Origin of the sequence: Microbacterium sp. BG28, assembly GCF_034044005.1 — a bacterium.
Classification (GTDB): domain Bacteria; phylum Actinomycetota; class Actinomycetes; order Actinomycetales; family Microbacteriaceae; genus Microbacterium.
The window spans coordinates 387,430-410,756 of the sequence record NZ_JAXCHA010000002.1 but is presented as its reverse complement, the minus strand read 5'-3'; the positions used below and the strand labels follow the sequence as shown (position 1 = coordinate 410,756).

Annotated in this window: 24 protein-coding genes and 1 tRNA gene; 12 read left to right on the top strand and 13 right to left on the bottom strand. The window is 69.8% G+C overall.

What is annotated here, in order from left to right; all coding sequences use genetic code 11:
• Positions 1-18 precede the first annotated feature (18 nt).
• Entirely contained in the window at positions 19-2,196 is a 2,178-nt protein-coding gene (locus tag SK224_RS07620) for an ATP-dependent DNA helicase RecG (protein ID WP_320434133.1), read from the bottom strand.
• A 50-nt stretch (positions 2,197-2,246) separates the two neighbouring features.
• Here SK224_RS07620 and rsmD point away from each other — a divergent pair, with 50 nt between their 5' ends.
• Positions 2,247-2,822: a 16S rRNA (guanine(966)-N(2))-methyltransferase RsmD gene (gene rsmD, locus SK224_RS07615; protein WP_320434132.1), complete on the top strand. Its 576-nt coding sequence runs from the start codon at positions 2,247-2,249 to the stop codon at positions 2,820-2,822.
• Here the strand turns inward: rsmD and thiL are convergent.
• Positions 2,792-3,778 (bottom strand): thiamine-phosphate kinase, encoded by a 987-nt coding sequence (gene thiL / locus SK224_RS07610; protein WP_320434131.1) that lies wholly within the window; start codon positions 3,776-3,778, stop codon positions 2,792-2,794. The genes rsmD and thiL overlap by 31 nt on opposite strands.
• Before the next feature lie 69 nt (positions 3,779-3,847).
• On the opposite strand from thiL, the gene SK224_RS07605 reads away from it, so the two are divergent.
• Positions 3,848-4,315: a DUF3515 family protein gene (locus SK224_RS07605; protein ID WP_320434130.1), complete on the top strand. Its 468-nt coding sequence runs from the start codon at positions 3,848-3,850 to the stop codon at positions 4,313-4,315.
• Positions 4,316-4,318: 3 nt separating this feature from the next.
• On the opposite strand, the gene SK224_RS07600 is transcribed toward SK224_RS07605, so the two are convergent.
• Genes SK224_RS07600 through leuC form a run of 6 tightly spaced genes read right to left on the bottom strand, consistent with a single transcriptional unit; the run spans position 4,319 to position 10,654 of the window.
• A complete protein-coding gene (locus SK224_RS07600; protein ID WP_320434129.1) occupies positions 4,319-5,404 on the bottom strand; it encodes a D-alanine--D-alanine ligase family protein in 1,086 nt (361 codons plus the stop codon).
• Positions 5,310-6,416: an NAD(P)H-dependent glycerol-3-phosphate dehydrogenase gene (locus SK224_RS07595; protein ID WP_413816766.1), complete on the bottom strand. Its 1,107-nt coding sequence runs from the start codon at positions 6,414-6,416 to the stop codon at positions 5,310-5,312. Before SK224_RS07595 ends, SK224_RS07600 begins: the two co-directional genes overlap by 95 nt.
• Before the next feature lie 16 nt (positions 6,417-6,432).
• Positions 6,433-7,203, bottom strand: coding sequence for a lysophospholipid acyltransferase family protein (locus SK224_RS07590; protein WP_320434127.1), 771 nt, complete (start codon positions 7,201-7,203; stop codon positions 6,433-6,435).
• Complete coding sequence (gene murA, locus SK224_RS07585) at positions 7,203-8,567, bottom strand: UDP-N-acetylglucosamine 1-carboxyvinyltransferase (RefSeq protein ID WP_320434126.1); 1,365 nt, start codon at positions 8,565-8,567, stop codon at positions 7,203-7,205. Before murA ends, SK224_RS07590 begins: the two co-directional genes overlap by 1 nt.
• A 10-nt stretch (positions 8,568-8,577) precedes the next feature.
• The gene (gene leuD, locus SK224_RS07580) at positions 8,578-9,183 is read right to left on the bottom strand and encodes a 3-isopropylmalate dehydratase small subunit (protein ID WP_320434125.1); all 606 of its coding nucleotides are present in this window, start codon (positions 9,181-9,183) and stop codon (positions 8,578-8,580) included.
• Position 9,184: 1 nt separating this feature from the next.
• Complete coding sequence (leuC, locus tag SK224_RS07575; protein WP_320434124.1) at positions 9,185-10,654, bottom strand: 3-isopropylmalate dehydratase large subunit; 1,470 nt, start codon at positions 10,652-10,654, stop codon at positions 9,185-9,187.
• Between the two features lie 246 nt (positions 10,655-10,900).
• Between leuC and SK224_RS07570 the strand changes: the two genes are divergently transcribed.
• Together SK224_RS07570 and SK224_RS07565 are read left to right on the top strand one after the other, a co-directional pair.
• Complete coding sequence (locus SK224_RS07570; RefSeq protein WP_320434123.1) at positions 10,901-12,220, top strand: O-acetylhomoserine aminocarboxypropyltransferase/cysteine synthase family protein; 1,320 nt, start codon at positions 10,901-10,903, stop codon at positions 12,218-12,220.
• Positions 12,217-13,533 (top strand): LLM class flavin-dependent oxidoreductase, encoded by a 1,317-nt coding sequence (locus tag SK224_RS07565; protein ID WP_320434122.1) that lies wholly within the window; start codon positions 12,217-12,219, stop codon positions 13,531-13,533. The genes SK224_RS07570 and SK224_RS07565 overlap by 4 nt, the downstream gene beginning before the upstream one ends.
• Before the next feature lie 9 nt (positions 13,534-13,542).
• Here SK224_RS07565 and SK224_RS07560 read toward each other — a convergent pair whose 3' ends face one another.
• A complete protein-coding gene (locus SK224_RS07560) occupies positions 13,543-14,541 on the bottom strand; it encodes a TerC/Alx family metal homeostasis membrane protein (protein WP_320434121.1) in 999 nt (332 codons plus the stop codon).
• 121 nt (positions 14,542-14,662) lie between these two features.
• Here SK224_RS07560 and SK224_RS07555 point away from each other — a divergent pair, with 121 nt between their 5' ends.
• The 7 genes from SK224_RS07555 to SK224_RS07525 all read left to right on the top strand — a co-directional run bounded on the left by SK224_RS07555 (position 14,663) and on the right by SK224_RS07525 (position 19,412).
• On the top strand, positions 14,663-15,211 hold the full coding sequence (locus SK224_RS07555; protein WP_320434120.1) for an RNA polymerase sigma factor: 549 nt from the start codon (positions 14,663-14,665) through the stop codon (positions 15,209-15,211).
• The gene (locus SK224_RS07550) at positions 15,208-16,299 is read left to right on the top strand and encodes a DUF4349 domain-containing protein (RefSeq protein WP_320434119.1); all 1,092 of its coding nucleotides are present in this window, start codon (positions 15,208-15,210) and stop codon (positions 16,297-16,299) included. Before SK224_RS07555 ends, SK224_RS07550 begins: the two co-directional genes overlap by 4 nt.
• Before the next feature lie 63 nt (positions 16,300-16,362).
• Positions 16,363-16,962: an ECF RNA polymerase sigma factor SigK gene (gene sigK / locus SK224_RS07545; protein WP_320434118.1), complete on the top strand. Its 600-nt coding sequence runs from the start codon at positions 16,363-16,365 to the stop codon at positions 16,960-16,962.
• Positions 16,962-17,708, top strand: a complete 747-nt coding sequence (locus SK224_RS07540) for an anti-sigma factor (protein ID WP_320434117.1) — start codon at positions 16,962-16,964, stop codon at positions 17,706-17,708. The genes sigK and SK224_RS07540 overlap by 1 nt, the downstream gene beginning before the upstream one ends.
• 88 nt (positions 17,709-17,796) lie before the next feature.
• Positions 17,797-18,324 (top strand): hypothetical protein, encoded by a 528-nt coding sequence (locus SK224_RS07535; protein ID WP_320434116.1) that lies wholly within the window; start codon positions 17,797-17,799, stop codon positions 18,322-18,324.
• Between the two features lie 147 nt (positions 18,325-18,471).
• On the top strand, positions 18,472-18,879 hold the full coding sequence (locus SK224_RS07530; protein WP_320434115.1) for a DUF4383 domain-containing protein: 408 nt from the start codon (positions 18,472-18,474) through the stop codon (positions 18,877-18,879).
• Positions 18,876-19,412, top strand: coding sequence for a hypothetical protein (locus tag SK224_RS07525; protein WP_320434114.1), 537 nt, complete (start codon positions 18,876-18,878; stop codon positions 19,410-19,412). The genes SK224_RS07530 and SK224_RS07525 overlap by 4 nt, the downstream gene beginning before the upstream one ends.
• A 4-nt stretch (positions 19,413-19,416) precedes the next feature.
• Here SK224_RS07525 and SK224_RS07520 read toward each other — a convergent pair whose 3' ends face one another.
• Together SK224_RS07520 and SK224_RS07515 are read right to left on the bottom strand one after the other, a co-directional pair.
• Positions 19,417-19,896 (bottom strand): CinA family protein, encoded by a 480-nt coding sequence (locus SK224_RS07520; RefSeq protein ID WP_320434113.1) that lies wholly within the window; start codon positions 19,894-19,896, stop codon positions 19,417-19,419.
• A gap of 167 nt (positions 19,897-20,063) precedes the next feature.
• Positions 20,064-20,139: transfer RNA gene (locus SK224_RS07515), tRNA-Glu, on the bottom strand.
• 109 nt (positions 20,140-20,248) lie between these two features.
• Here SK224_RS07515 and SK224_RS07510 point away from each other — a divergent pair.
• Entirely contained in the window at positions 20,249-20,887 is a 639-nt protein-coding gene (locus SK224_RS07510; RefSeq protein ID WP_320434112.1) for an MBL fold metallo-hydrolase, read from the top strand.
• A 69-nt stretch (positions 20,888-20,956) separates the two neighbouring features.
• Here SK224_RS07510 and SK224_RS07505 read toward each other — a convergent pair whose 3' ends face one another.
• Positions 20,957-21,226, bottom strand: a complete 270-nt coding sequence (locus SK224_RS07505; RefSeq protein WP_309731235.1) for an HPr family phosphocarrier protein — start codon at positions 21,224-21,226, stop codon at positions 20,957-20,959.
• Positions 21,227-21,259: 33 nt separating this feature from the next.
• Positions 21,260-23,320: a fructose-specific PTS transporter subunit EIIC gene (locus tag SK224_RS07500; RefSeq protein ID WP_320434111.1), complete on the bottom strand. Its 2,061-nt coding sequence runs from the start codon at positions 23,318-23,320 to the stop codon at positions 21,260-21,262.
• Positions 23,321-23,327 lie beyond the last annotated feature (7 nt).

Genomic DNA, 23,327 nt, shown 5'->3' with positions numbered 1-23,327 from the left:
GAACGCGCCGGAGAGCCGTCAGTTCTTTCCCAGCGCGGCACGCTCGTCCGCATCCAGCCGACGCTCGATCGCTCCGGCGAGTCCGGGATGCCGCAGCAGCGCGGGGTCATCGGCCAGGATCACCTCGCCGTCGCTGCGCGCGCGCGCGATCAGATCGGCGTCGGTGACGACGCGCAGCATCCGCAGCGACGATCGTGCCCCTGACTGCGCTGCTCCGAGCACGTTGCCCTCGCCCCGCAGCTGGAGGTCGACCTCGGCGAGCTCGAATCCGTCGAGCGTGGCCGCCACCGCTTCGACGCGCGTTCGAGCGGACGTGCGCGGCGGCGCGTCCGTCACGAGCAGGCAGAGACCCGGCACGGAGCCGCGTCCGACACGTCCGCGCAACTGGTGCAGCTGAGACACTCCGAATCGGTCGGCGTCGAGGATGATCATCGTCGACGCATTGGGCACGTCGACACCGACCTCCACGACGGTGGTCGCCACCAAGACGTCGATGTCGCCCGCGGCGAAGGCGCGCATGACCGCATCCTTCTCGTCCGAGGGAAGCTTGCCGTGCAGCAAGGCGATGCGCTTGTCGGCGAACCGGGGATGCTCGGCGAGGAGCCCGACGACCTGCACGACACCCCACCGCGGTCGGGCGGCACCGGCGTCGTCGGGGAGGTCGTCGATCGTGGTCGAGGGCTCCTGCCCGGCCTCGGCGATCGCGGTCTCGGGTTCGACATCGATCGCCGGGCACACCACGAAGACCTGATAGCCCTTCTCGACTTCTTCCGCGGCCCGCATCCAGACGCGTTCGAACCATGCGGGCTTCTCCCCCACCGGCGCGACGAACGATTCGATCCCGGCGCGTCCGGCGGGCATCGTGCGGATCGTGGACACGTCGAGGTCGCCGAACACGGTCATCGCCACGGTGCGCGGGATCGGTGTCGCCGTCAGCACGAGCGCATGCGGGCTCGTGCCCTTGGCGCGCAGCGTCTCGCGCTGCTCGACACCGAAGCGGTGCTGCTCGTCGACCACGACCAGTGCGAGGTCGGCGAAGGTCGTCTTGTCGCTGAGCAGCGCGTGCGTGCCGACGACGATGAGCGCCTGCCCGGCGGCGACCCGCAGGGCTGCCTTGCGGCGTTCGGCCGCACCCATCTGACCGGTGAGCAGCGTCGGCATGAGTTCGGGGGCGAGGGCCGGACCGAGCATCTTGGTGAGCGAACGCAGATGCTGCGCGGCGAGCACCTCCGTCGGGGCGATCAGCGCCGACTGCCCGCCGCTCTGAGCGACCTGCAGCATGGCGCGCAGCGCCACGAGTGTCTTGCCCGAGCCCACCTCGCCCTGCACGAGTCGGTTCATGGGCCAGGGTCCGACGAGATCGGCGGCGATCGCATCGCCGACCGACACCTGGTCGGGCGTGCGTTCGAAGGGCAGCGCGGCGTCGAAGCGCTCCAGCAGCGACCCCGCCGGACGAGGTTCGGCCGACAGTGCACGGACGAGCTGGCGCTGCTGCAGCAGAGCGGTCTGCAGCACGAGCGCCTCCTGCCAGCGCAGGGTGTGAACCGCCTGGTCGATGACGTCGTCGAAGTCCGGCCGATGCACACGCTCCAGAGCCTCGCGGAAGCTCGACAGCCTCTCGCGGGTGCGGATGTCGTCGGGGATCGGATCGTCGAGAGGAGCAAGCAGGTCGAGCGTGTGGGCGATCAGCTCCCCGATCTTCCAGCTCGACAGGGACGCCGTCGCGGGATAGATCGGGATGGGCTGCGAGGCATACGCCTGCGCGTTCATCAGCGCCACGTTCTCGTCCTCGAAGAGCTGGTAGTCCGGATGCGCGAGCTGCATCTGACGGCGGTACTCGCCGACCTTGCCCGAGAACGTACCCCGCCGGCCGACCTTGAGCTGGTCCTGCCGCCACGACTGGTTGAAGAAGGTGAGCACGAGGTCGCCGCGCCCGTCGGTGATGACGACCTCGAGGATCGAGCCTCGTCGGTTCTTCATCCTCCGGTCGGTGACACTCTTGACCTGCGCGACGATCGTGACCTGCTCGTCGACCGTCAATGAGTCGATGGGCGTGAGCTCGCCGTGCTTCGCATACCGCCGCGGGTAGTGCGTGAGCAGATCGCCCACCGTCCGCATCCCGAACGCCCGCTGCAGGGTCGTCGCGGCCTTGCCCCCGATCACGCCGTCGAGACGGGAATCGAGGGTGACGGACATGAGCCGATTCTACGGCGGGCCTCCCCCACGCCCGTCGGTAGGGTGAAGAGGTGACGCGCATCATCGCCGGAGCCGCCGGCGGACTCCGACTCGACGTGCCGGCCAGCGGTACCCGGCCGACGAGCGATCGCGTCCGCGAGTCCCTCTTCGCCGCCCTCGAGTCCCAGGACCTGCTCGCGGGCGCCCGCGTGCTGGACCTGTACGCGGGCTCGGGTGCGCTCGGGCTCGAGGCGCTCAGTCGCGGGGCCGTGCACGTGGATCTCGTCGAGCACAATCCGAAGGCCGCCGCCGTGGTGCGGCGCAACGCCGAGGTCATCGCCCGCGCTGCCCGCGCGACGGCGAGAGCCCACCGCAGCACGGTGAACGCGTTCCTTCGTCAGGGCGGCGCCGAGTACGACCTCGTGTTCCTCGACCCTCCCTACGACATCGCCGACGACGATCTGGCCGAGGCGCTCGCGCTGCTGCGTCCGCTGCTCTCCGCCGATGCGCTCGTGGTCGTCGAACGCGCGAAGCGCTCCACCGAGCCCGACTGGGGTCTCGCAGACCTGGAACAGGTACGCGAGCGCCGTCACGGCGACACCGCGCTGTGGTGGGCTCAGCCGCGTCCGGCGTCCCAGTCCGCGTAAGGATCCCATCCGCCACGATCGGAGGGACTCGCGCCGTCGACCGTGACCGGATGCTGGCCGCGCGCGTGCACCGTGCCGATCCGGCGGAAACCGTCGGGCAGATCGAGGGTCGCGGGGAAGGCGGCCAGGAGCGCGTGATCCTCACCACCGCTGAGCGCGAGCTCCGCATCCGGGCCGAGAGAAGCCGCCTCGAGCGCGATCGTGACCTCCGAGGCCTCCGCCAGGCGCGTCGCATCCAGCACGAGGCCGTCGGACACGTCCATCATCGCGCGCGCGCCTGCTGCCGCCGCACGCGGGCCCAGGGCGATGGGTGGATGCGGGCGCAATTGCGCCGCGATGTCCTCGCGCTCCGCATCCGTCAGCACCTGCGGATCCACCGGTACCGGTGTGGCATCGGCGTCGCGGAACCGCGCGAACAGCAGTCGCAGCCCCCGCGCGGCAGCTCCCAGCTCCCCCGCGATCGCGACCGTGTCGCCCACCCGCGCGCCGGAGCGCAGCACCGCGGGACCATCGAGCTCCCCCAACGCGGTGACGGCGACGGTGAGGGTGTCGGAGACCGTCAGGTCACCGCCTTCCACGGCGCACCCCGGGGCGAGTTCCTCGCACGCCGCCCGCAAGCCGTCGGCCACGGCCTCGACGAAGCCGATCGTCGTGTCCTCCGGCATCGCCAGGGCGACGAGCAACGCCGTCGGACGAGCGCCCATGGCGGCCACGTCAGCGAGGTTCACGGCGGCAGCCTTCCACCCGAGATCGAAACCCCCGGTCCACGCGAGCCGGAAGTCCGGGCCGTGAACGAGGGTGTCCACGGTCGCGACGATCTGCCCGGCAGGCGCCAGCACAGCCGCGTCGTCACCGGGGCCGACCACGGCGGAGCCCGTCCCGACGCGCGCCAGGATGCGGCGCAGGATCTCCCGCTCGCTGAGCTCTGCCACGGTCGTCTCGGTGCGCTCGTCCACCCCGCCACGCTACCTTCCGCCGCGCCGGCCCGAGACGGATGCCGGCGCGGCGCGCGTTAGCCTGGAGGGGTGATCCGCCCCCGACTCGGCCGCCTGGCAGCCGTCGCCCTCGCGCTGCTCGCCCTCACCGGCTGCAGCAGCACGGTCGCGCTCGAACCCGCCCCGGCCGCGAACGATCCGCGCTGCGCGGATGTCACGGCTCACCTGCCCCAGAACGTGGCGGGCCAGGATCGTCGGTGGACGGATGCGCAGGCGACAGGGGCATGGGGCGACCCGGCTGCCGTGATCCTGACCTGCGGTGTGACCCCGCCGGGACCCTCGACGCTCGTCTGCCAGACGGTGTCGGGCGTGGACTGGCTCGTCGACGACAGCGACGCACCGCGGTACCGCCTCACGAGCTTCGGGCGCACGCCGGCCGTGGAGATCTACCTCGACAACGACGTGGTCTCGAGCGTCGACGTGCTCGACAGTCTCTCGTCGCTGGTCGCGAAGCTTCCCAAGGACGGGGAGTGCACAGCACGCCCCGGCACCTCGTAGGCGTCAGCGCCGCGTGAGCGCCGTCTCGATGAGCTCCGACAGCAGCTCCGAGTAGCTGAGGCCGGACGCGATCCAGCACTTCGGGAACATCGATATCGGTGTGAAGCCCGGCATCGTGTTCAGCTCGTTGACGACCGGGCCGTCGGCGGTCAGGAAGAAATCGACGCGTGCGAGACCGCGGCCGTCGACGGCGGCGAAAGCGCGCAGCGCCATGGCGCGAACCGCCTCGATCTCCGCATCGGTCATGTCCGCCGGGCACACCACGTCTACCCCGTCGCCGCCGAGGTACTTGCCCTCGAAGTCGTAGAACTCGCGCGAGCTCAATACGATCTCACCGGGAAGCGAGGCGCGCACGACGCCGTCGCGGCCCTCGAGCACGCCCACCTCGACCTCGCGCCCGACGATGCCCTGCTCGACGAGCACCTTGTCGTCTTCGTCGAACGCGATCCGCAGGGCCGCGTCGAGCTCATCGGCGGAGTGCACCTTCGACACCCCCACGCTGGAGCCCGCTCGAGCCGGCTTGACGAACCAGGGAAGCTCCAGGTGCGCGAGGCGCGGACGCACCGCATCCGTGTCCTCGTTCCAATCGGCACGGCGCACCGTCACCCCGGGCGAGACAGGTATGCCGTCCGCCTGCAGTGCGACCTTCATGAAGTGCTTGTCCATGCACAACGCGGAGTCGATGACGCCGCCGCCGGCGTAGGCGAGCTCGAGCGTGTCGAAGAAGCCCTGTATGGTGCCGTCCTCACCGTGCGAGCCGTGCAGGATAGGCAGCACCGCGTCCACCGCGCCCAGCTCGCGCACGGCGCCGACCGCGTCGCGGACACGCAGCTGCCTGTCGCCCGCAGCCTCGGGCCAGATGATGCGCGTGCCGTTGTCGACGACGGCAGGCAGGTGATCGGCGACGAGGGCGAACTTGTCCGGGTCGTCATCCTCGAGCACGAACGCGCCCTCGCGGGTGAGGCCGACCGGGATCACCCGATAGCGCTCGCGGTCAAGCGAGCCCAGAACCCCGCCCGCCGTGGCGGAACTGATCGAATGCTCGCTGGAGCGACCGCCAAAGAGCACCACCACTACCGGCTTGTCCATGCTGGGTCCTCTCCCCCTGCGGGGTGTCGTCGTCGGTGGTCAGGTGGGGGGCGATCTCGCGCGGGTTCATCGTGCCGTCCAGCACGCGCTTGACCTGCTCGACGATCGGCATCTGCACGCCGCTCGCCTTGGCCAGCTGCAGGATAGGAGCGACGGATGCCAGTCCTTCCGCCGTCTGCTGCATCTGCGCCACGACATCCTGGAACTTGTACCCCTGCCCCAGAAGCCTGCCGGCGGTGTTGTTCCGGCTGAGGGGCGATTGGCACGTGGCGATCAGATCACCCAGCCCGGCGAGTCCCTGCAGGGTCTCGGGCTGAGCGCCCTGGGCGACGGCGAAGTCGGTCATCTCGACGAGCCCGCGGGTGATGATCGACGCCTTCGTGTTCTCGCCGTAGCCGACCCCGTCGACGATGCCGATCGCGACCGCGATCAGGTTCTTCAGCACGCCGCCAAACTCGGTGCCGATCACATCCGTGTTGACGAAGGATCGGAAGTAGCGGTTGCGCGCCGCGCGGGCGACGACCTCCGCGGTATCCGGGCTGATCGAGGAGATCACCGCGGCGGTGGGCTGCTCCTGGGCGATCTCGAGCGCGAGGTTCGGCCCGGAGGCCACGGCGATGCGCGCCGGATCGCATCCGAGTGCCTGCTCGATGACCTGGCTCATCCGCAGCCCGGTGCGCTTCTCGACGCCCTTCATGAGCGAGACCACCGGCACCGAGCTGCTTTCGAGAAGCGGCCGGACCCCCGCGAGGTTCTCGCGCAGCGACTGGCTCGGGATCGACAGGTAGACCTGGTCGGCGCCCTCGAGCGCCTCCGCGAGGTGCGAGGTCGCGGTCATCGTGCGCGGCAGATTGATGCCGGGCAGGTACTTCGTGTTGCGCTTGCCGGTGTGGATCTCGTTCGCGAGCTCCGGGCGGCGCGCCCACATCACGACGTTCGCACCGCCGTCCGCGAGGATCTTGCCGAAGGTGGTGCCCCAGCTGCCGGCGCCGAGCACGGCGACGCGGGTCACGGGGGTCGCGGCACGCCTACTCAAGACGGCCCGTCTCGCTCTGGCCGTGGGCGCCGGGTTCCCAGCGCGCCGCGGGAGCGGGCTCGCCACGAAGATCCGACAACAGCTCTGCGATCTCGTCCATGACCCGCGCGGTGAGCTCCGCCTGAGCCGCCGGGTGGGCGGCGCGGTCGCGGTACTCCTCCAGCGCGATGGGTTGCCCCACTCGCACACGCACGCGCTTGCGCAGCGGCCAGAGCCGGAACTTGCCGTAGCGCGGCATGATCTGCTGCGCACCCCACTGGGCCATCGGGATGAGGGGGATGTCGCCCACCAGCGCCAGGCGCGCCGCGCCGGTCTTTCCGCGCATGGGCCACAGATCGGGATCGCGTGTGAGCGTGCCTTCGGGGTAGACGATGACGCCCGCGCGACGCTCCGCCAGGTGACGGGCCGTATCGAGCGCCTGCTTCGCAGCGGCGGCGCTCGAGGCGCGCGCAACGGGGATCATGCCGGTCGCGCGCAGTGCCCAGCCGAGCACGGGAACCCGGAACAGGCTCTCCTTGGCCATGAAACGCGGGGCGCGACCCATCCGCCAGACGGCCACGGCCACGAGAAGCGGGTCGATCTCGCTGTGGTGGTTGGGGGCCAGCACGAACGGACCTTCTTCGGGCAGGTTCTCCTCGCCCTCGATCTCGATCTTGGCGATCAGGCCGACGAACGGTACGACGATCCCGCCGAGCAGCCAGAACACGCTCGGCCGTGTCTTCTCCGTCGACGCGCGCCGCCGACGGTGCGTCTGGGGCGCCATCAGCCGATGACGTCGAAGTCGGCGCCGAGCGCGGTCAGCTTCGCGAGGAAGTCCGCGTATCCGCGGCGGATGATTCCGATGTTGCGCACCGTCGAGGTGCCTTCCGCGGCCAGCGCCGCGATGACGTGGCTGTACCCGCCGCGCAGGTCCGGCACCGTGATGTCGGCGCCGTGCAGCGGGGTGGGCCCGGTGATCACCGCAGCCTGCTCCAGCGAGCGGCGCGGTACGCGCCGCGGCCCCTCCTGCAGACCGTGCGGGTACACCGTGATGTCGGCACCCATCTTGACGAGGGCCTGGGTGAAGCCGAAGCGATTCTCGTACACCGTCTCGTGCACCACGGAGCGTCCGGTGGCCTGCGTCAGCGCGACGATGAGCGGCTGCTGCCAGTCCGTCATGAAGCCGGGGTGCACGTCGGTCTCGACCGTGACGGGCTGCAGCGCGTCGCCGCGCGCGAACAGGATGCCGTCCTCACGAACCTCGAAGTGCGCACCGATCTTGCGGAGCACGTTGAGGAAAGTCAGCATCTCCTGCTGGCGCGCGCCGGCGACGAAGATCTCGCCGTCCGTCGCGATGGCGGCGCTGGCCCAGCTGGCCGCTTCGTTGCGGTCGAAGATCGCGCGGTGGTCATAGCCGTTGAGCTTCGGCACGCCCTCGATGAGGATGACGCGATTGGGCTCGTAGGAGATGATCGCGCCCATCTTCTGCAGCAGCGCGATGAGATCCATGATCTCGGGCTCGATCGCGGCGTTGCGCAGCTCCGTGATGCCCTGTGCGCGCACGGCGGTCAGCAGCACCTGCTCCGTGGCCCCGACGCTCGGGTAGGGCAGGTGGATGCTGGCGCCGTGCAGGCCCCGCGGGGCGGACAGACGGATGCCGCTGGGAAGCTTCTCCACGATCGCGCCGAACTTGCGGAGCGCATCGAGGTGGAAGTCGATCGGACGGTCGCCGATGCGGCATCCGCCGAGGTCGGGGATGAACGCCTGTCCGAGCCGGTGCAGCAGCGGCCCGCAGAAGAGGATCGGGATGCGCGACGCACCGGCGTGCGCGTCGATCTCTTCCATGTGGGCGCTTTCGACGTCACGGGGATCGAGCACGAGCGAGCCGGGCTCGTCGCCCTCCGCCACGCGCACGCCGTGCACCTCGAGCAGCGACCGCACCACGGCGACGTCGCTGATCATCGGCACGTCGCGCAGCAGGCTCGGGCTCTCACCGAGGAGGGCCGCGACCATCGCTTTGGTGACGAGGTTCTTCGCGCCCTTGACCTCGACGGTGCCGCGAAGAGGCCGTCCGCCGCGGATCTCGAGGATCTCCGCCTCCTCCGCGAGCGGGCTCGAGGATTCGGTGGTCTGCCCGAGAAGTGTCATATGCGGTACCTCACTGTGCGGGAAGGGGCGGGAGTGTCCGCGGCTTCCAGGATTCGCGTCGCGCTTCGTAGGCGGCGATCTTGTCTTCGTTGCGGAGCGTGAGCCCGATGTCGTCGAGGCCCTCCAGCAACCGCCACCTAGTGTAATCGTCGATCTCGAACGGGACCCGGAGCTCGCCCGCAACGACCTCGCGCGCCGTCAGATCGACCGTCATCTCGATACCGGGCTGTGCGTCGATCGCGGCCCACAGCGCCTCGATGTCGGTCTCGGCGACGACGCCCGTCACAAGGCCCTGCTTGCCCGCGTTGCCGCGGAAGATGTCGGCGAACTTGGTGCTCAGCACCACCTTGAACCCGTAGTCGCGCAGGGCCCAGACGGCGTGCTCACGGCTCGAGCCGGTTCCGAAGTCGGGTCCGGCGACGAGGATCGAGCTCTGCGCGAAAGCGGGCTGGTTCAGCACGAAATCGGGATCCTGACGCCAGTTGGCGAACAGCGCGTCCTCGAAGCCCGTCTTGGTCACCCGCTTGAGGTAGACCGCGGGGATGATCTGGTCGGTGTCGACGGCGGATCGCTTGAGGGCGGCTGCGACACCGGTGTGAACGCTGAACTTCTCCATGTCAGACCCCCGCCCCGACGATCGCCGGCTCTTCGACGGGATCGAGATCCCCCGGACTCGACAGCGTTCCGCGCACGGCGGTCGCCGCGGCGACGAGCGGCGACACCAGGTGCGTGCGCCCTCCCTTGCCCTGCCGACCCTCGAAGTTGCGGTTCGACGTGGAGGCGCACCTCTCGCCCGGAGCGAGCTGATCGGGGTTCATGCCCAGGCACATCGAGCATCCCGCGAACCGCCACTCGGCACCGAACTCCTCGAAGATGCGGTGCAGTCCCTCGGCCTCCGCCTCCAGGCGGACCCGGGCGGAGCCGGGCACGACCATGACTCGAACGCCCTCGGCCTTCTTACGGCCCTTCACGATCGACGCGAAGGCGCGGAGGTCCTCGATGCGGCTGTTCGTGCACGAGCCCATGAAGACCGCATCCACGGGGACGTCCTTCAGCTTCGTGCCGGGGGCCAGATCCATGTACTGCAGCGCCCGCTCGGCGGCCACGCGCTCGTTCGGGTCAGCGATCTCGGACGGCGTCGGAACGACGTCGTTCAGCGACACGCCCTGGCCGGGGTTCGTGCCCCACGTCACGAAGGGCTCGAGCTCGTCGGCGTCGAGGAAGACCTCCGCGTCGTAGACGGCGCCCTCGTCGCTCGGCAGGGTGCGCCAGTATGCGACCGCATCCTCCCAATTCTGACCCTTCGGGGCGTGCGGACGCCCCTTCAGGTACGCGAACGTGGTCTCGTCGGGGGCGACCATGCCGGCGCGCGCGCCCGCCTCGATCGACATGTTGCACATCGTCATGCGCCCCTCCATCGAGAGGGCGCGGATGGCGCTGCCGCGGAACTCGAGCACGTACCCCTGCCCGCCGTTGGTACCGATCTTCGCGATGACGGCGAGGATGATGTCCTTCGCGGTGACGCCAGGACGCAGCGTCCCCTCGACGGTGATGGCCATGGTCTTGAACGGCTTCAACGGCAGGGTCTGCGTCGCCATGACGTGCTCGACCTCGCTCGTGCCGATACCGAACGCCATCGCTCCGAACGCGCCGTGGGTGGAGGTGTGCGAGTCGCCGCAGACGACCGTGATGCCCGGCATCGTGAGACCCAACTGCGGACCGACGACGTGCACGATTCCTTGCTCGGCGTCGCCCAGCGAGTGGATGCGCACCCCGAACTCGGCGGCGTTGCGGCGCAGCGTCTCGATCTGCAGGCGGCTGGTCGGATCGGCGATCGGCTTATCGATCGCCAGCGTCGGAGTGTTGTGGTCCTCGGTCGCGATCGTCAGGTCGAGGCGCCGCAGCCCGCGCCCTTCGGCGCGGAGACCGTCGAAGGCCTGCGGGCTCGTGACCTCGTGGACGAGGTGCAGGTCGATGTAGATGAGGTCGGGCTGGCCGTCCTCGCCCTTGACCACCAGGTGGTTGTCCCAGACCTTCTCGGCCAGGGTGCGCGGCGCGGACGCCGCGGAGTGATCGGGATTGCTCATGCTGTCGTTCTCCTGAGATGACGGTGGATCAAGCCCGCAACGAACTCCGCGACGAGGGAGGCCTGGGTCTAGGACTCGTCGCGGCTGCGAAGGAGAAGGCGAGCGATCCGCACCCGCACAGGCTACCACCGCGCTCCGGCGCCGCGGCCCACCGCCCGGGCGCGCAGGTGACGTTGTGTGTCGCCGCACTCGCCCGCGAGCAGGCGGCGCTTTTAGGCTGCTGCGACCCGAGACGGCAGGACCCTCATGACCGAACCCACCCACGGATTCGCCACGCGACAGGTGCACAGCGGCACCGACTGGACGGATGCGCCATCGCGCACCGTCCCGGTCTACATGACCGCCGGCTTCCGCTTCGACGACTTCGATCACGCTGCCGCGCACTTCGCGACGGGCGACGGCTACGGCTACACGCGCACCGGCAACCCGACCGTCGACGCGCTCGAGCGTCGCCTCGCCGAGCTCGAAGGCGGTGCCGGTGCGGTGTTCCTCGGCAGCGGGCAGGCCGCCGTCTCCGTCGCCCTGCTGGCATTGCTTTCGGCCGGCGACCATCTGGTCAGCTCCACCCATATCTACGAGGGAACGCGCGGGCTCGTGAACGACCTGCTCTCCCGGTTCGGGGTGACCGTCACCTACGTGGACGACATCGCCGACCCGCGGGCGTGGCAGGACGCGATCCGCCCCGAGACCCGCGCGCTGTTCGCAGAGTCCATCGGCAATGCGCGCAACGATCTGCTCGACGTGTCCGCCATCGCGGCCGTAGCGGACGGCCACGGCATCCCGCTCGTCGTCGACAACACCTTCGCTACTCCCTACCTGATGCGACCGATCGAGCTGGGCGCGGCGGTCGTCGTCCATTCGGCGAGCAAGTTCCTCGCCGGCCACGGGGCGGCACTGGGCGGCGTGATCGTGGACGACGGCCGCTTCGACGCCGCCCGCTCGGGCGCACTGTTCCCGCAGTTGGTCACCGCGCGCCACGACGGCGCGCCGAGCGTCTGGGAACGGCACGGTGCCCGCGCACGTCTGGCCTATGTGCGAGAGTCGGTCGCCCCGCGACTGGGTCCGACTCCGTCGCCGCTCAATGCCTTCCTCGTGTCGCAGGGCATCGAGACGCTGCATCTGCGCATGCGCGAGCAGTCGGCGAACGCGGCACGGATCGCCGCGTGGCTGGAAAGCCGAGACGAGGTGGCGTCGGTGGATTACGTAGGACTCGCGACCCATCCGCACCACGCGCTCGCGAAGCGCCTTCTGCCCCGCGGCACCGGCTCCGTCTTCACCTTCACTCTGCACGGCGCCGAGAAGGCGGCCCGCGCCTTCGTGGAGGCCGTGCAGGTCGTGACCCACATGACGCACCTCGGCGATGTCCGCTCGCTCGTGCTGCATCCGGCCACGACGAGTCACGCGCAGCACACAGACGCTGCGCGTGCCGCACTCGGCGTGCATCCGGGAACCCTGCGTCTTTCGGTCGGCATCGAGGATGCCGATGACCTGATCGCCGATCTCGAGCGGGCGCTCAAGGCGGCGGCCCTGGCGGCATCCGCACGCACGATCGAGGTCATCGGGTGAGCCGCCTCCAGCACTTCGGCTGGTTCCTGGCCCGCGGCTTCGGCCCGCACGGCTGGGGACTGCCCAGCCTGGACTGGGACTACGACTGGACGGCCCCGCAGCTCTACCAGGAGTCCGCCCGCACCCTGGAGCAGGCCGGGTTCGATCTGCTGATCGTCGAGGATGCGCCATCGCTCGGCTCCGCGGAGACGATCGATCTGCGGGTGCGGCCCGCCTTCGGCGGCCCCAAGCACGATCCGTTCGTGCTGGCTCCGTATCTGTTCGCGGCAACCCGGCACCTGGGGGTCGTCCCGACCGTCAACCCCGCGGCATACCTGCCCTACACGGCCGCCCGGCAGTTCGCGTCGCTGCAGCACCTGAGCGGCCACCGACTGGGGCTGAACGTGGTGACCGACACCGGCAGCGCCCGCCACTTCGGGACCGACGCCCCGCTCGGACACGATGCCGCCTACGACCGCGCCGAGGAATGGCTGGACGGCATCCGCTCACTGTGGCGCAGTTGGGACGAGGGTGCGCTGGTGCTCGACCGCGCCGATGATCGGTACGCGGACGGCAACCGGATGCGGGCGGTCCGCCATCGCGGCGAACACTTCGGCTTCGACGGACCGCTCAACGCACTTCCCTTCACCGACGGCGAACCCGCGATCGTGTCGCCGGGCGGGTCGGAGCGGGGCCTTGCTTTCGCCGGAGCGCACTCCGACGTGCAGCTCGCTCTCGCCCCCCTGGACGAGGCGAGCGTACGCACCTACCGGGAGCGCATCCACCGCGCCGCACGCGGACGCGGCCGCAACCCGTCGGACGTCAAGGTGTTGTTCGCGATCCAGCCCGTGCTGGTCTCCTCCGCCGAAGAGGCGGACCGGCTGGTGGCAGCGTCGCGCACGCCCGACGAGTCCGCGCTGCGCGCGATCGCCCGGCGCCAGTCCTCGGATCTGGAGACGGATCTCACCGCGCTCGATCTCGACCGGCCGCTGCCCGAGGGGCTGTTCGCCGCGCACGTGTCGCACGGCAGCATCCGCAGACTCGTCGGCGACCATGACGCGCGCGAGACGCCGCTGCGGCAGATCCTCGCCGCGCACGCCCGCCTCGGCCGCATCCCGGACGGCACCGGGTGGGTCGGAACGGCGGGCGAACTCGCGGACCGCATCGAGCAGCTGGGCGACTGGGGCAACGACGGCGTCCTGCTGTGGGGCGATGTGCATCCGGTCACCGTGCACCGCATGCTCGACGAGCTGGTGCCGATCCTCCGCCGTCGCGGCATCCTGCGCCGCGAGTACGACGGTGCCGGCCTCGGCGCGAACCTGCGCTCGTTCTGACCGAGCTGCTCAGCCCTCGTCGACGGATGCGGCCTCGCGCCGCGCCGCCACGACACTCGCGACGGTCGCCGTCGCCATGGCGACCACGATGACGACGAGCGAGACCCACGCCGAGATGTCGGGCGCCCACTCGACACCGTGACCGCCGTTGATGAACGGCAGCTCGTTCTCGTGCAGGGCGTGGAGGAACAGCTTCACGCCGATGAAGGCGAGGATGAACGCGATCCCGTAGTGCAGGTAGCGCAGGCGATCGAGCAGTCCGCCCAGCAGGAAGTAGAGCTGGCGCAGCCCCATGAGGGCGAAGATGTTGGCGGTGAAGACGATGAAGGCGCTCTGCGTGATGCCGAAGATCGCCGGGATCGAGTCGATCGCGAAGACGAGGTCGGTGAAGCCGATCGCCACGAAGACGAGCAGCATCGGCGTGAAGACCTTCTTGCCGTCGACGACCGTGCGCAGCTTCGATCCGTCGTACTCGTCGCGGATCTGGATGAAACGCCGCAGCATCCGCACCACGGCGTTCTCACGCTGCTCGCCGTGCTCGTCGTCGCCGGGGAAGGCCTGACGCCAGGCCGTCCAGACGAGGAAGAGCCCGAACACGTAGAAGATCCACGAGAGGTTGTCGATCAGCACGGCACCGAACGCGATGAAAATGCCTCGCAGCACGAGCGCGATGATGATCCCCACCATCAGCACCTCCTGCTGGTACTTGCGCGGGACGGCGAACTGGCCCATCAGCAGCACGAAGACGAACAGGTTGTCGACCGAGAGGCTGTACTCCGTCAGCCATCCGGCCACGAACTGGCCCGCCGCATCCGCGCTACCCGAAACCCACAGCAGGACGAGGGCGAACACGAGCGCCAACGACACGTAGAACACGACCCACAGCGTGGCCTCCCGTGCGGAGGGGATGTGGGGACGGCGGAGGATGAGGAGAAGGTCGGCGGCCAGGATCAGAACGAGCACGATCAGCGCGACGATCTGGAACCACACCGGGATCTCGAAGCCCATGAGAGCCTTTCGGAATCGGCGGACGCCACAGTTTATGCGGATCTGAGACGATCGGGCGGCCGAGGACACCTGAGGGTGAGAGAAGACGTCGGCGCGTCCGACGCCGAGGGATAGGGGCACGATGACCAGCGATGGGGAGCTGATCGCGCGCGCATCGCACGGGGACCAGGAGGCCTTCCGCGCGCTGTATCGCGGCAACATCGACGCGGTCTACCGCATCGCGGCGATCCTCTTGCCGACGACCGCGGACGCCGAGGATGCGGCGCAGGAGACGTTCGTCACGGCCTGGCAGAAGCTTCGCGGCTTCCGCCTGGAGGGAGCCTCGGCTCTCCCCTGGTTCGCGACGATCTGTCGCCTGGTGTGCGCGAACCGCCTGCGGGCGCTGCGCCGTGAGCGCGACAACGTCGGCGCAACGCTCGACGAGCGGATGCCGTCGCCGATCGACGTGGAGCAGGCGGTCATCGACTCCGAGCTGGCCGGACGCGTCGCCCGAGAGGTCGCGCGACTCGACGATCTCGATCGCGAGTTGTTCGTCCTGTGCGCCGCGCACGGCTACGCCTACGACGCCGCGGCCGCCGAGCTGGGCCTCACCCACGGCGCCGTCCGCAACCGTCTCTCCCGCATCCGCAGCCGCCTGCGCGGCACCGTCCAGGAGGGGAACGCATCATGACGATCGACGACCGGGGGCAGGGGCAGGATCTGCCCCTGCCGGAGGGCCCGACCGCAGAGCAGGTCGACCGGATCGAGCGAGGCATCGATCGCGACCTCGAGTTCGACCGACTGCGCCGACGGGCGCGACGCCGCGGCGGGTGGGCCGTAGCCGCCGCCGGTGTGGCGGTCGTCGCGCTGGCGGCGCTCGTCTCCCCCGTCGTCCTGGGCGGTCGCGGGGCGGAGATGACGGACCCCGTGTCCCTTTCCGGTTCGGCACCTGTCGGTATCCAGACCCAGGAGGGTGCCATCGCGGCGCAGGACATCGCGGGGGCCGACGGCGGTCGGTCCGCAGCGACGGATGCGGGGCGCGAGGTCTCCGCGTCGGGGTGGATCCAGATGAGCGTGGACGACCCCGAAGACGCCCAACAGCAGATCACCACGATCGTGACAGCCGTGCAGGGGTACGTCTCATCGGCGAGCATCGCCGGCGCTCCGACCACGACGGATCAGGTCTCCCCGGCGCCCGCACAGAGCTCGATCACGGTGCGGGTCCCCGCCGAGCGGCTGCAGGATGTGATCGACCAGGTCGGAACTCTCGGGACGGTGTCGGCTTCGTCGGTGGACCGTTTCGACGTGACGGATCAGGCTGTCGACCTGCGTGCGCGGATCGCGGCGCAGGAGACGTCGGTCGCGCGCCTGACCGAACTGCTCGCGCAGTCCGCATCAGTCGCCGACCTGATCGCCGCAGAGTCCGCACTCGCCGACCGGCAGGCGGCGCTGGATGCGGACCGACAGCAGCTCGAGATGCTCGAGGATCAGGTGGCGATGTCGACCTTGACGGTCAATCTCGCCCCGAGCGACGCAGCGCCGCACGCGGATCCCGCCGGCTTCGGCGACGGGATCGCCGCCGGGTGGGCGGGCCTCGTCGCGACCGTGAACGGCATCGTGATCGGGTTGGGCTTCCTTCTGCCGTGGCTCGCCGTCATCGCCGTCGCCATCGTGATCGTGTGGGCGGTGCGACGTCTGCGTCGCGCGCAGCGCCTCCGGCGATCACGGGGTGCCGCCGACGCTTCCGGAAGCCAGGCTGAGCCGCACCCGCCCCACTGAATCGCGCCCTACCATCGCGGTCCCGTCCGCCGCGCGTCCGCGGGGTTGCGTGCGCGATAAGGCATGCTGGTGGATGTGGTGATCGACGGCGTCGAGGTTCCCGAGGACGGCTCGGGCGGAATCGATCATGTGGCGACGCTGCTGGCCGCGATCGCCGGGGGCGATCAGAACGCGTTCGCGCAGTTGTACGACATGCTGTCGCCGCGCATGTTCGGCCTCATCCGTCGCGTCCTCGTCGACCCTTCGCAGAGCGAGGAGGTGCTGCAGGAGGTCTTTCTCGAGATCTGGCAATCCGCTTCACGCTTCGCTCCGAACAAGGGACAAGGAAGGTCGTGGGTTCTCACCATCGCGCACCGCCGAGCCGTCGACCGCGTGCGGGCGTCGCAGGCCAGCGCTGATCGTGATGCACGCGTCGGCCTTCGCGATCTCGACGTCGCATATGACGGCGTCGCCGAGACGGTGGAACTGAAGATCGAGGGCGGGCGCGTCTCCGAGGCGCTCGCCGGACTACCCGAAGCGCAGCGCGAGGCGATCGTCCTCGCCTACTACGGCGGTTACTCTCAGACCGAGATCGCCGCGCTCGTCGGGGCGCCGTTGGGAACCGTGAAGACGCGCATGCGTGATGGACTGAGCAGATTGCGAAACAGGATGGGGGTGCAGTGATGGAAGAAGAAGAGTTCCGCGACCTCGCGGCCGGCCATGCCCTGAACGCGCTCTCTACCGAAGACGAGACGCGCTTCCAGGAGCTCCTCGCCGCCCATCCTGACTGGAACACGATCGTAGCCACCGAGCTCGGCACCGCCGCCGCCCTTGCCGACGGTGCAGGCGACGTGGTACCCCGGCCGCAGGTACGCGACGCATTGCTGTCGCGGATCGCCACGCTGCCGCAGGAAGCTCCTCGATCTGTCGGTCACACTGAGCGGGTCGTCGATACGCCGCCTGCCCCCGCGCCACGCCGCGCCCGATCGCGGATGTGGTTCGCACTCGCCGCCTCGCTCGCCTTCATCCTCGCGCTCGGCATCGGCGGCCTGTCGCTCGGGCGCCTGCTGAACCCGGTAGACGGTGCTCAGGTCGCGCTGGAGCAGATCCAGGACGCCCCTGACGCGCAGTCCGCGAGCGTGACGCTCGATGACGGCGCCTCCGCGACGGCGCACTGGTCCGCATCCACGGGGCGGGCGGTGCTCGTCACGGACGGCATGCCGACGCTCGAGAGCGACAAGACGTTCGAGATGTGGTTCATCCGCGACGGCGCCCCTCTTCCAGCCGGCACCTTCTCGGCCGACGACGCCGTCTCCGAGCTCGACGGCACGTTCCAGCCGGGCGACGTGATCGCTGTCACCGTGGAGGCCGCGGGCGGCTCCCCCAGCGGCCTGCCCACGACCGACGCGATGTTCGCCATCACGACCTGAGATCTTTCCTCCCATCCGATCGAGCACCGGCTTCGGATGACCTGTGTGCGGCCGAAAGGTCGCAGACGGAAAACAAGGAGAGATATCGATGCGTACGAACACGAAGAACCGTCTGGCAATCATCACCGCTGCGGGAGCGGGCGCTGCAGCAATCGCTGTCGCCGGATTCGCACTGCCGGCCTCGGCAGACGAACCCCGCGGAGGCGACTGGTCGACCTTCACCACGACGCTCAGCGCCCCTGTCGAAGCCGCGCAGACCTGGCTGACGAGCGCGATCGAGGCCGGCAGTGCCTCCGTGTCCCCCGAGACGTCCGTGGCCCCCGACACCTCCGTCGGCGACGTGAGCGTGATCCAGGGCCCCATCGTGGGCGACGTTCTCTCGGGCAACCAGGCACCGGTGGCCTCGGGTAACGACGTGCAGGCACCGGTCGCCTCCGGCAACGATGTGCAGGCTCCTGTCGAGGCACCGGTCGGCTCCGGCAACGACACGGGCATCGAGACGCCTGTCTCCCCCGAGACGTCGGTCGACGGATCCGTCGGCGACATCGGCGCGCAGGTGGGCGACCTCGTGGACGGCCTCACGTCGAACCTGAGCCTGGGTGGTCTCCTCAACTGACCTCCGTTCGTATGGGGCGTCGTTCCTTCGGGAGCGGCGCCCCGTTCCTGTGAGCAGCCTGAAAACTCTCCCATCCGTTCTCGAGCCCGCCACGAACAAGTGATGGATGCGGCACACCGCCGCATCCTCCCTACACCGGAGGTCATCATGAGCTCGTCCCCGAACCGCATCGTCGCGACCGTCTTCGGCGCCGTCTATCTCCTCGTCGGTCTCCTCGGCTTCGCCGTGACCGGCGGCGTCGGCTTCCTCGCCACCGAGGGCGGGCTTCTTCTCGGCATCTTCGCCGTGAACCCGCTGCACAACGTCGCCCACCTGCTCATCGGTGCGGCACTTCTGGTCGCGGGCCTGGCGAACGTCCGTGCAGCCAAGACGGTGAACACCGTCGTCGGCGCCGCCTACCTGCTGCTCGGCGTTGCGGGGTTCTTCCTCGTGGGAACCGCCGCCAACATCCTCGCGCTGAACGTCCCCGACCACTTCCTGCACCTCGGCAGCGCGGTCGTGCTGCTGGCCATCGGCGTCGGCGCCGACCGCGACGCCCGCGTCGCCGCAGCATGAGCACGCCGCACCCGAATGCAGCCACGGGCCGCCGGGCAGTACTGCTCGCCGGCCCGTGGACTGCTGCCCTCGCCTGGGGCGCCGCACTCGTGCTCGCAGCGCTCGGTGCGGGCGCTGTCGTCCTCCCGGACGCGACGTCGGCGAACCGGATCCTCGGAATCGGTGCGGCGGCGCTCGGGATCGCCGGACTCGGATGGGGCGTCGCGGCACTCCGCGCCGGCCGCCTCCTCGCTCCTCGCTCCGTCACCGCGGGAGCCCTCCTCGCGGTGATCGTCGCGACGTGGCTGCTGGCGAGCGAACCTGCACACACGAGCATCGTGGGCGTCGCGGTGTGCCTCGCCCTCAGCGTGGCCCTCGGCGTCTGTGCAGCAGCCGCCGCGCGCCGCAAGGTTCCTGCGCAGCATCTGCGGGTCGGTCAGTTGCTCGCCGCTGCCGCGCTCATCGCGGTGTTGGTGACGCCGACCCTCGGTGCGGTGCAGGACGGGATCCTGCTGCGCGATGATGGCACCGTTCCGGTGGTGCCGCACCACTGACGCGTCAGCGGTCCTCGTCCTCCGACGCGCCCGAGAGGATCTCGGCGAGCATCTCGAGTGCCGCCCGCGTGGTCGCCTCGACGATCTGCTCCGGGTCGTCCCCATCGAAGGAGAACTCGCGCACGCCGACGTGCCGCCCCCGCGCCCAGCCGATGAAGACGGTCCCGGGCGCATGGCCGTCTTGCGGATCGGGCCCGCCGACACCTGTCGTGGCGACGGCCGCATCCACTTCCAGCGCGTCGCGCACCCCCACCGCCATCGTCCGCGCACACTCGGCGGAACAGGGGTCGATGTCCAGGGGAACCCCGAGCACGAGGTTCTTCGTCTCGATCGTGTACGCGACGACTCCCCCGGCGAACCAGTCGGATGCGCCCGACGTCGCGCCGAGAGCCGTGCACACCTGTCCGCCGGTCAGCGACTCCGCCGCCGCGACGCGGATGCCCGCCTCCGTCGCCAGCTCACCGATCTGCTCTGTCACGTCCACGTCCCGCTCCCTTCGTTCGTGTCGAACGTCGGCACCGTACGCTGCGACCGAACGCGACCCGAGGGGATTGCCCCGGCGTGGCGCGCGCACTACAGGCGAGCGGATTCTGCCGAAGCGCACGCCATGAGGGAACAAGAAAACCCCCGGATTGACCGGGGGTTTTCTGTTGGTGACCCCAGCGGGATTCGAACCCGCGTTACCGCCGTGAGAGGGCGGCGTACTAGGCCGCTATACGATGGGGCCGCTGCCGTGGCAACCGTTCAAGTATGCCATGCGGTCTTGCGTTGCGCCAAATCGGGGCCGGGATCCGTGTCGGGTTGCCTCGACGACCCCCGAAGAGTTGACTCGCGTCATGCGAATCACCAAGCACGAGCATGCCGCCCTCACCCTCGAGAAGCAGGGCCGCAAGCTCATCATCGACCCCGGTTCGTTCACGACTCCCCTGCCCGACACGTCGAACGTCGCAGCCCTCGTGATCACCCACGAGCATCCCGACCACTGGACGGCCGATCACATCGACCGACTCGTCGCAGCCAATCCCCGGCTGCCCATCTACGCACCCGAGGGCGTCAAGAACGCCGCGCCGGGGTATGACATCACCGTCGTCGCCCCGGGAGACACGGTCGAGGTGGAGCCGTTCCGGCTCCGCTTCTTCGGCGGCCACCATGCCGTCATCCACGAGAGCATCCCGGTGATCGACAACGTGGGTGTCCTGGTCGACGACACGCTCTACTACCCCGGCGACTCGTACGCGCTGCCCAAGGGCCACGATGTGACGGTGCTCGCCGCGCCCGTGGGTGCACCGTGGCTGAAGATCGGCGACGCCATGGACTTCGTCCTCGCCGTGAAGCCGCGCCAGGTGTTCGGAACGCACGACATGACGCTTTCTGTCGCCGGTAAGGAGATGGGCCGCGCCCGTCTGAAATGGGCCGCAGAGCAGCACGGCGGAGAGCTCGTCGTGCTCGAGCCGGGCGACACGCTCGAACTCTGAGCACGAACGACGAAGGCGGATGCGGCACCCGGAGGTGGCCGCATCCGCCTTCGTCGTCTGAAGGATGCCTTACTCGGCGTCGAGGTCCGTCTCGAGCAGTGCGACGAGCTCGTCGAGAGCCTGCTCGGCCCCCTCGCCCTCCGCTTTCAGGGTCACGACGCTGCCGTGCGAGGCGCCGAGACCGATGATCGACAGGATGCTCCCCGCGTTCAGGTCGGGGCCGCCCTCGAGGGCGATCGTGACGGGGAGCTTCTTCTCCTGCACCGCCTGCACGAAGAGCTTGGCGGGGCGCGCGTGAAGGCCCGAGCTGCTGGCGATTTTCGCCTGACGTTCTGCCATGGGTGATTCCTCTCGTCTTACCCTTCTATGCTCTCAGGCCGCGACGGGTGCTGCAGCCGCCTGCGCCTGAACGAGTTCCTTGCGTCCGACCCACTTCTTCAGCGCGACGACGGCCAGCGCGGTCACCAGCGTTCCCGCCACGAGCGCGATCAGGAAGCCCCAGATGGGATCGATCGCGAAGAACACGAAGATGCCTCCGTGGGGCGCCAGCGACGAGACACCGAGCGCCATGCTCAGCCCGCCGGTGACGGCGCCGCCGATGAGGTTGGCGGGGATGACGCGCAACGGGTCGGCCGCCGCGAACGGAATGGCGCCCTCGCTGATGAAGGCGGCACCCAGCAGCCAGGCCGCCTTGCCGTTCTCCTTCTCGACCGGGGTGAACAGGCCGCGAGCGAGGACGGTGGACGCCAGCGCCATCGCCAGCGGCGGGACCATGCCCGCGGCCATGACCGCCGCCATGATCAGGAACGGCACGGCGTGGATGTCGGCGGTCGATGCACTGGCGAGACCGGCGGTGGCGAAGGCGTAGGCCACCTTGTTGACCGGACCGCCGAGGTCGAAGCACATCATGAGGCCGAGGATGATGCCGACGACGACGATCGCGCCGGTGCCGGCGAGGTCGGTCAGGCCGACGTTGAGCGCGTCCATGAGAGCCGCGATCGGGCGACCCAGGAAGAGGATCATCAGACCCGAGGCGATGATCGAGCCGACCAACGGGATGATCACGACCGGCATCAGGCCCCGCAGCCAGCGCGGCGGGTTCAGGCGGCCGAGCCACCAGGCGATGAAACCGGCGAGCAGACCGCCGATGATGCCGCCGATGAAGCCGGCGTTCATGAGCACAGCCACGGCGCCCGCGACGAAACCGGGCGCGATGCCGGGCCGATCCGCGATCGCGAACGCGATGTAACCCGCCAGCGCCGACACGAGGAAGCCCATCGACGTCGCGCCGATCATGAACGCGACGGAGCCCAGGTACTGGCCGATCGGCCCCAGCGGCGACGTGATGTTCTCCGTCGGCAGGTTCCACAACGAGTTGTCGATGATGACCTTGCCGGCGTCGGCAGTCACCTGGTAGCCGCCCAGCAGGAAGCCCAGGGCGATGAGCAGACCACCGCCGGCGACGAACGGGATCATGTAGCTCACACCCGTGAGGAGGATCCGCTGGATCTTGGCGCCCCACCGCTCGTTCTGCGCGGGAGCGCTGCTCGCAGCGGAGGCGCCGCCGGATGCGGCCGGCACGCGTGCGCCGCTCGGATCCTTCGCCGCCGCGAGGGCCTCGGTGATGAGGGCGACGGGCTGCTCGATGCCGCGCTTCACGCCGGAGCGCACGACAGGCTTGCCGGCGAACCGCTGCGGCTCGCGCACATCCACGTCGACGGCGAAGATCACCGCGTCGGCGTCATCGATCACGCTCTGCGGAAGCGCCTTGTAGCCACTGGAGCCCTGGGGCTCCACGATGAGGTCGATGCCCTGCTCCTTGCCGGCCGCGGTCAGCGCGTCGGCCGCCATGAACGTGTGCGCGATACCGGTCGCACAGGCGGTGACGGCGACGATGCGCGCGGGGCGGCCGTCGACCTCGAGCGCGGGCGAGGCGGATGCGGCGGGCGCGGCCGGAGTCGCCGCGGGCGCTGCGACCTGCTCCTCGCCGATCGCCTGACGCACCGTGGACACCACGACCGCCGCATCGGGGGCCTGACGGAGCTCGCTCGTGAACGACTCCTGCATGAGGCTCCGCGCGAGGCGGGACAGCACGGCCAGGTGCTCCTCGGCGGCATCCGCGGGGGCCGCGATCAGGAAGACGAGATCCGCGGGGCCGTCGGCGGCGCCGAAGGCGACCGCGGGCTTCAGCCTGGCGAAGGCGAGAGACGCCTGCGAGACGGCGGGACTCTTCGCGTGCGGGATCGCGATGCCGCCGGGCAGGCCGGTCTCATCCTTCTCCTCGCGCGCCCAGGCGTCGGCGAACAGCGCCTCGGCATCCGTGGCCCGACCCGCGGCGACCACGCGCGCGGCAAGGGCCCGGATGACGGCTGCCTTGTCGGCGCCGAGATCCTCGTCGAGGACGACGAGCTCCGGTGTGATGGTGTCGGACACGATGACC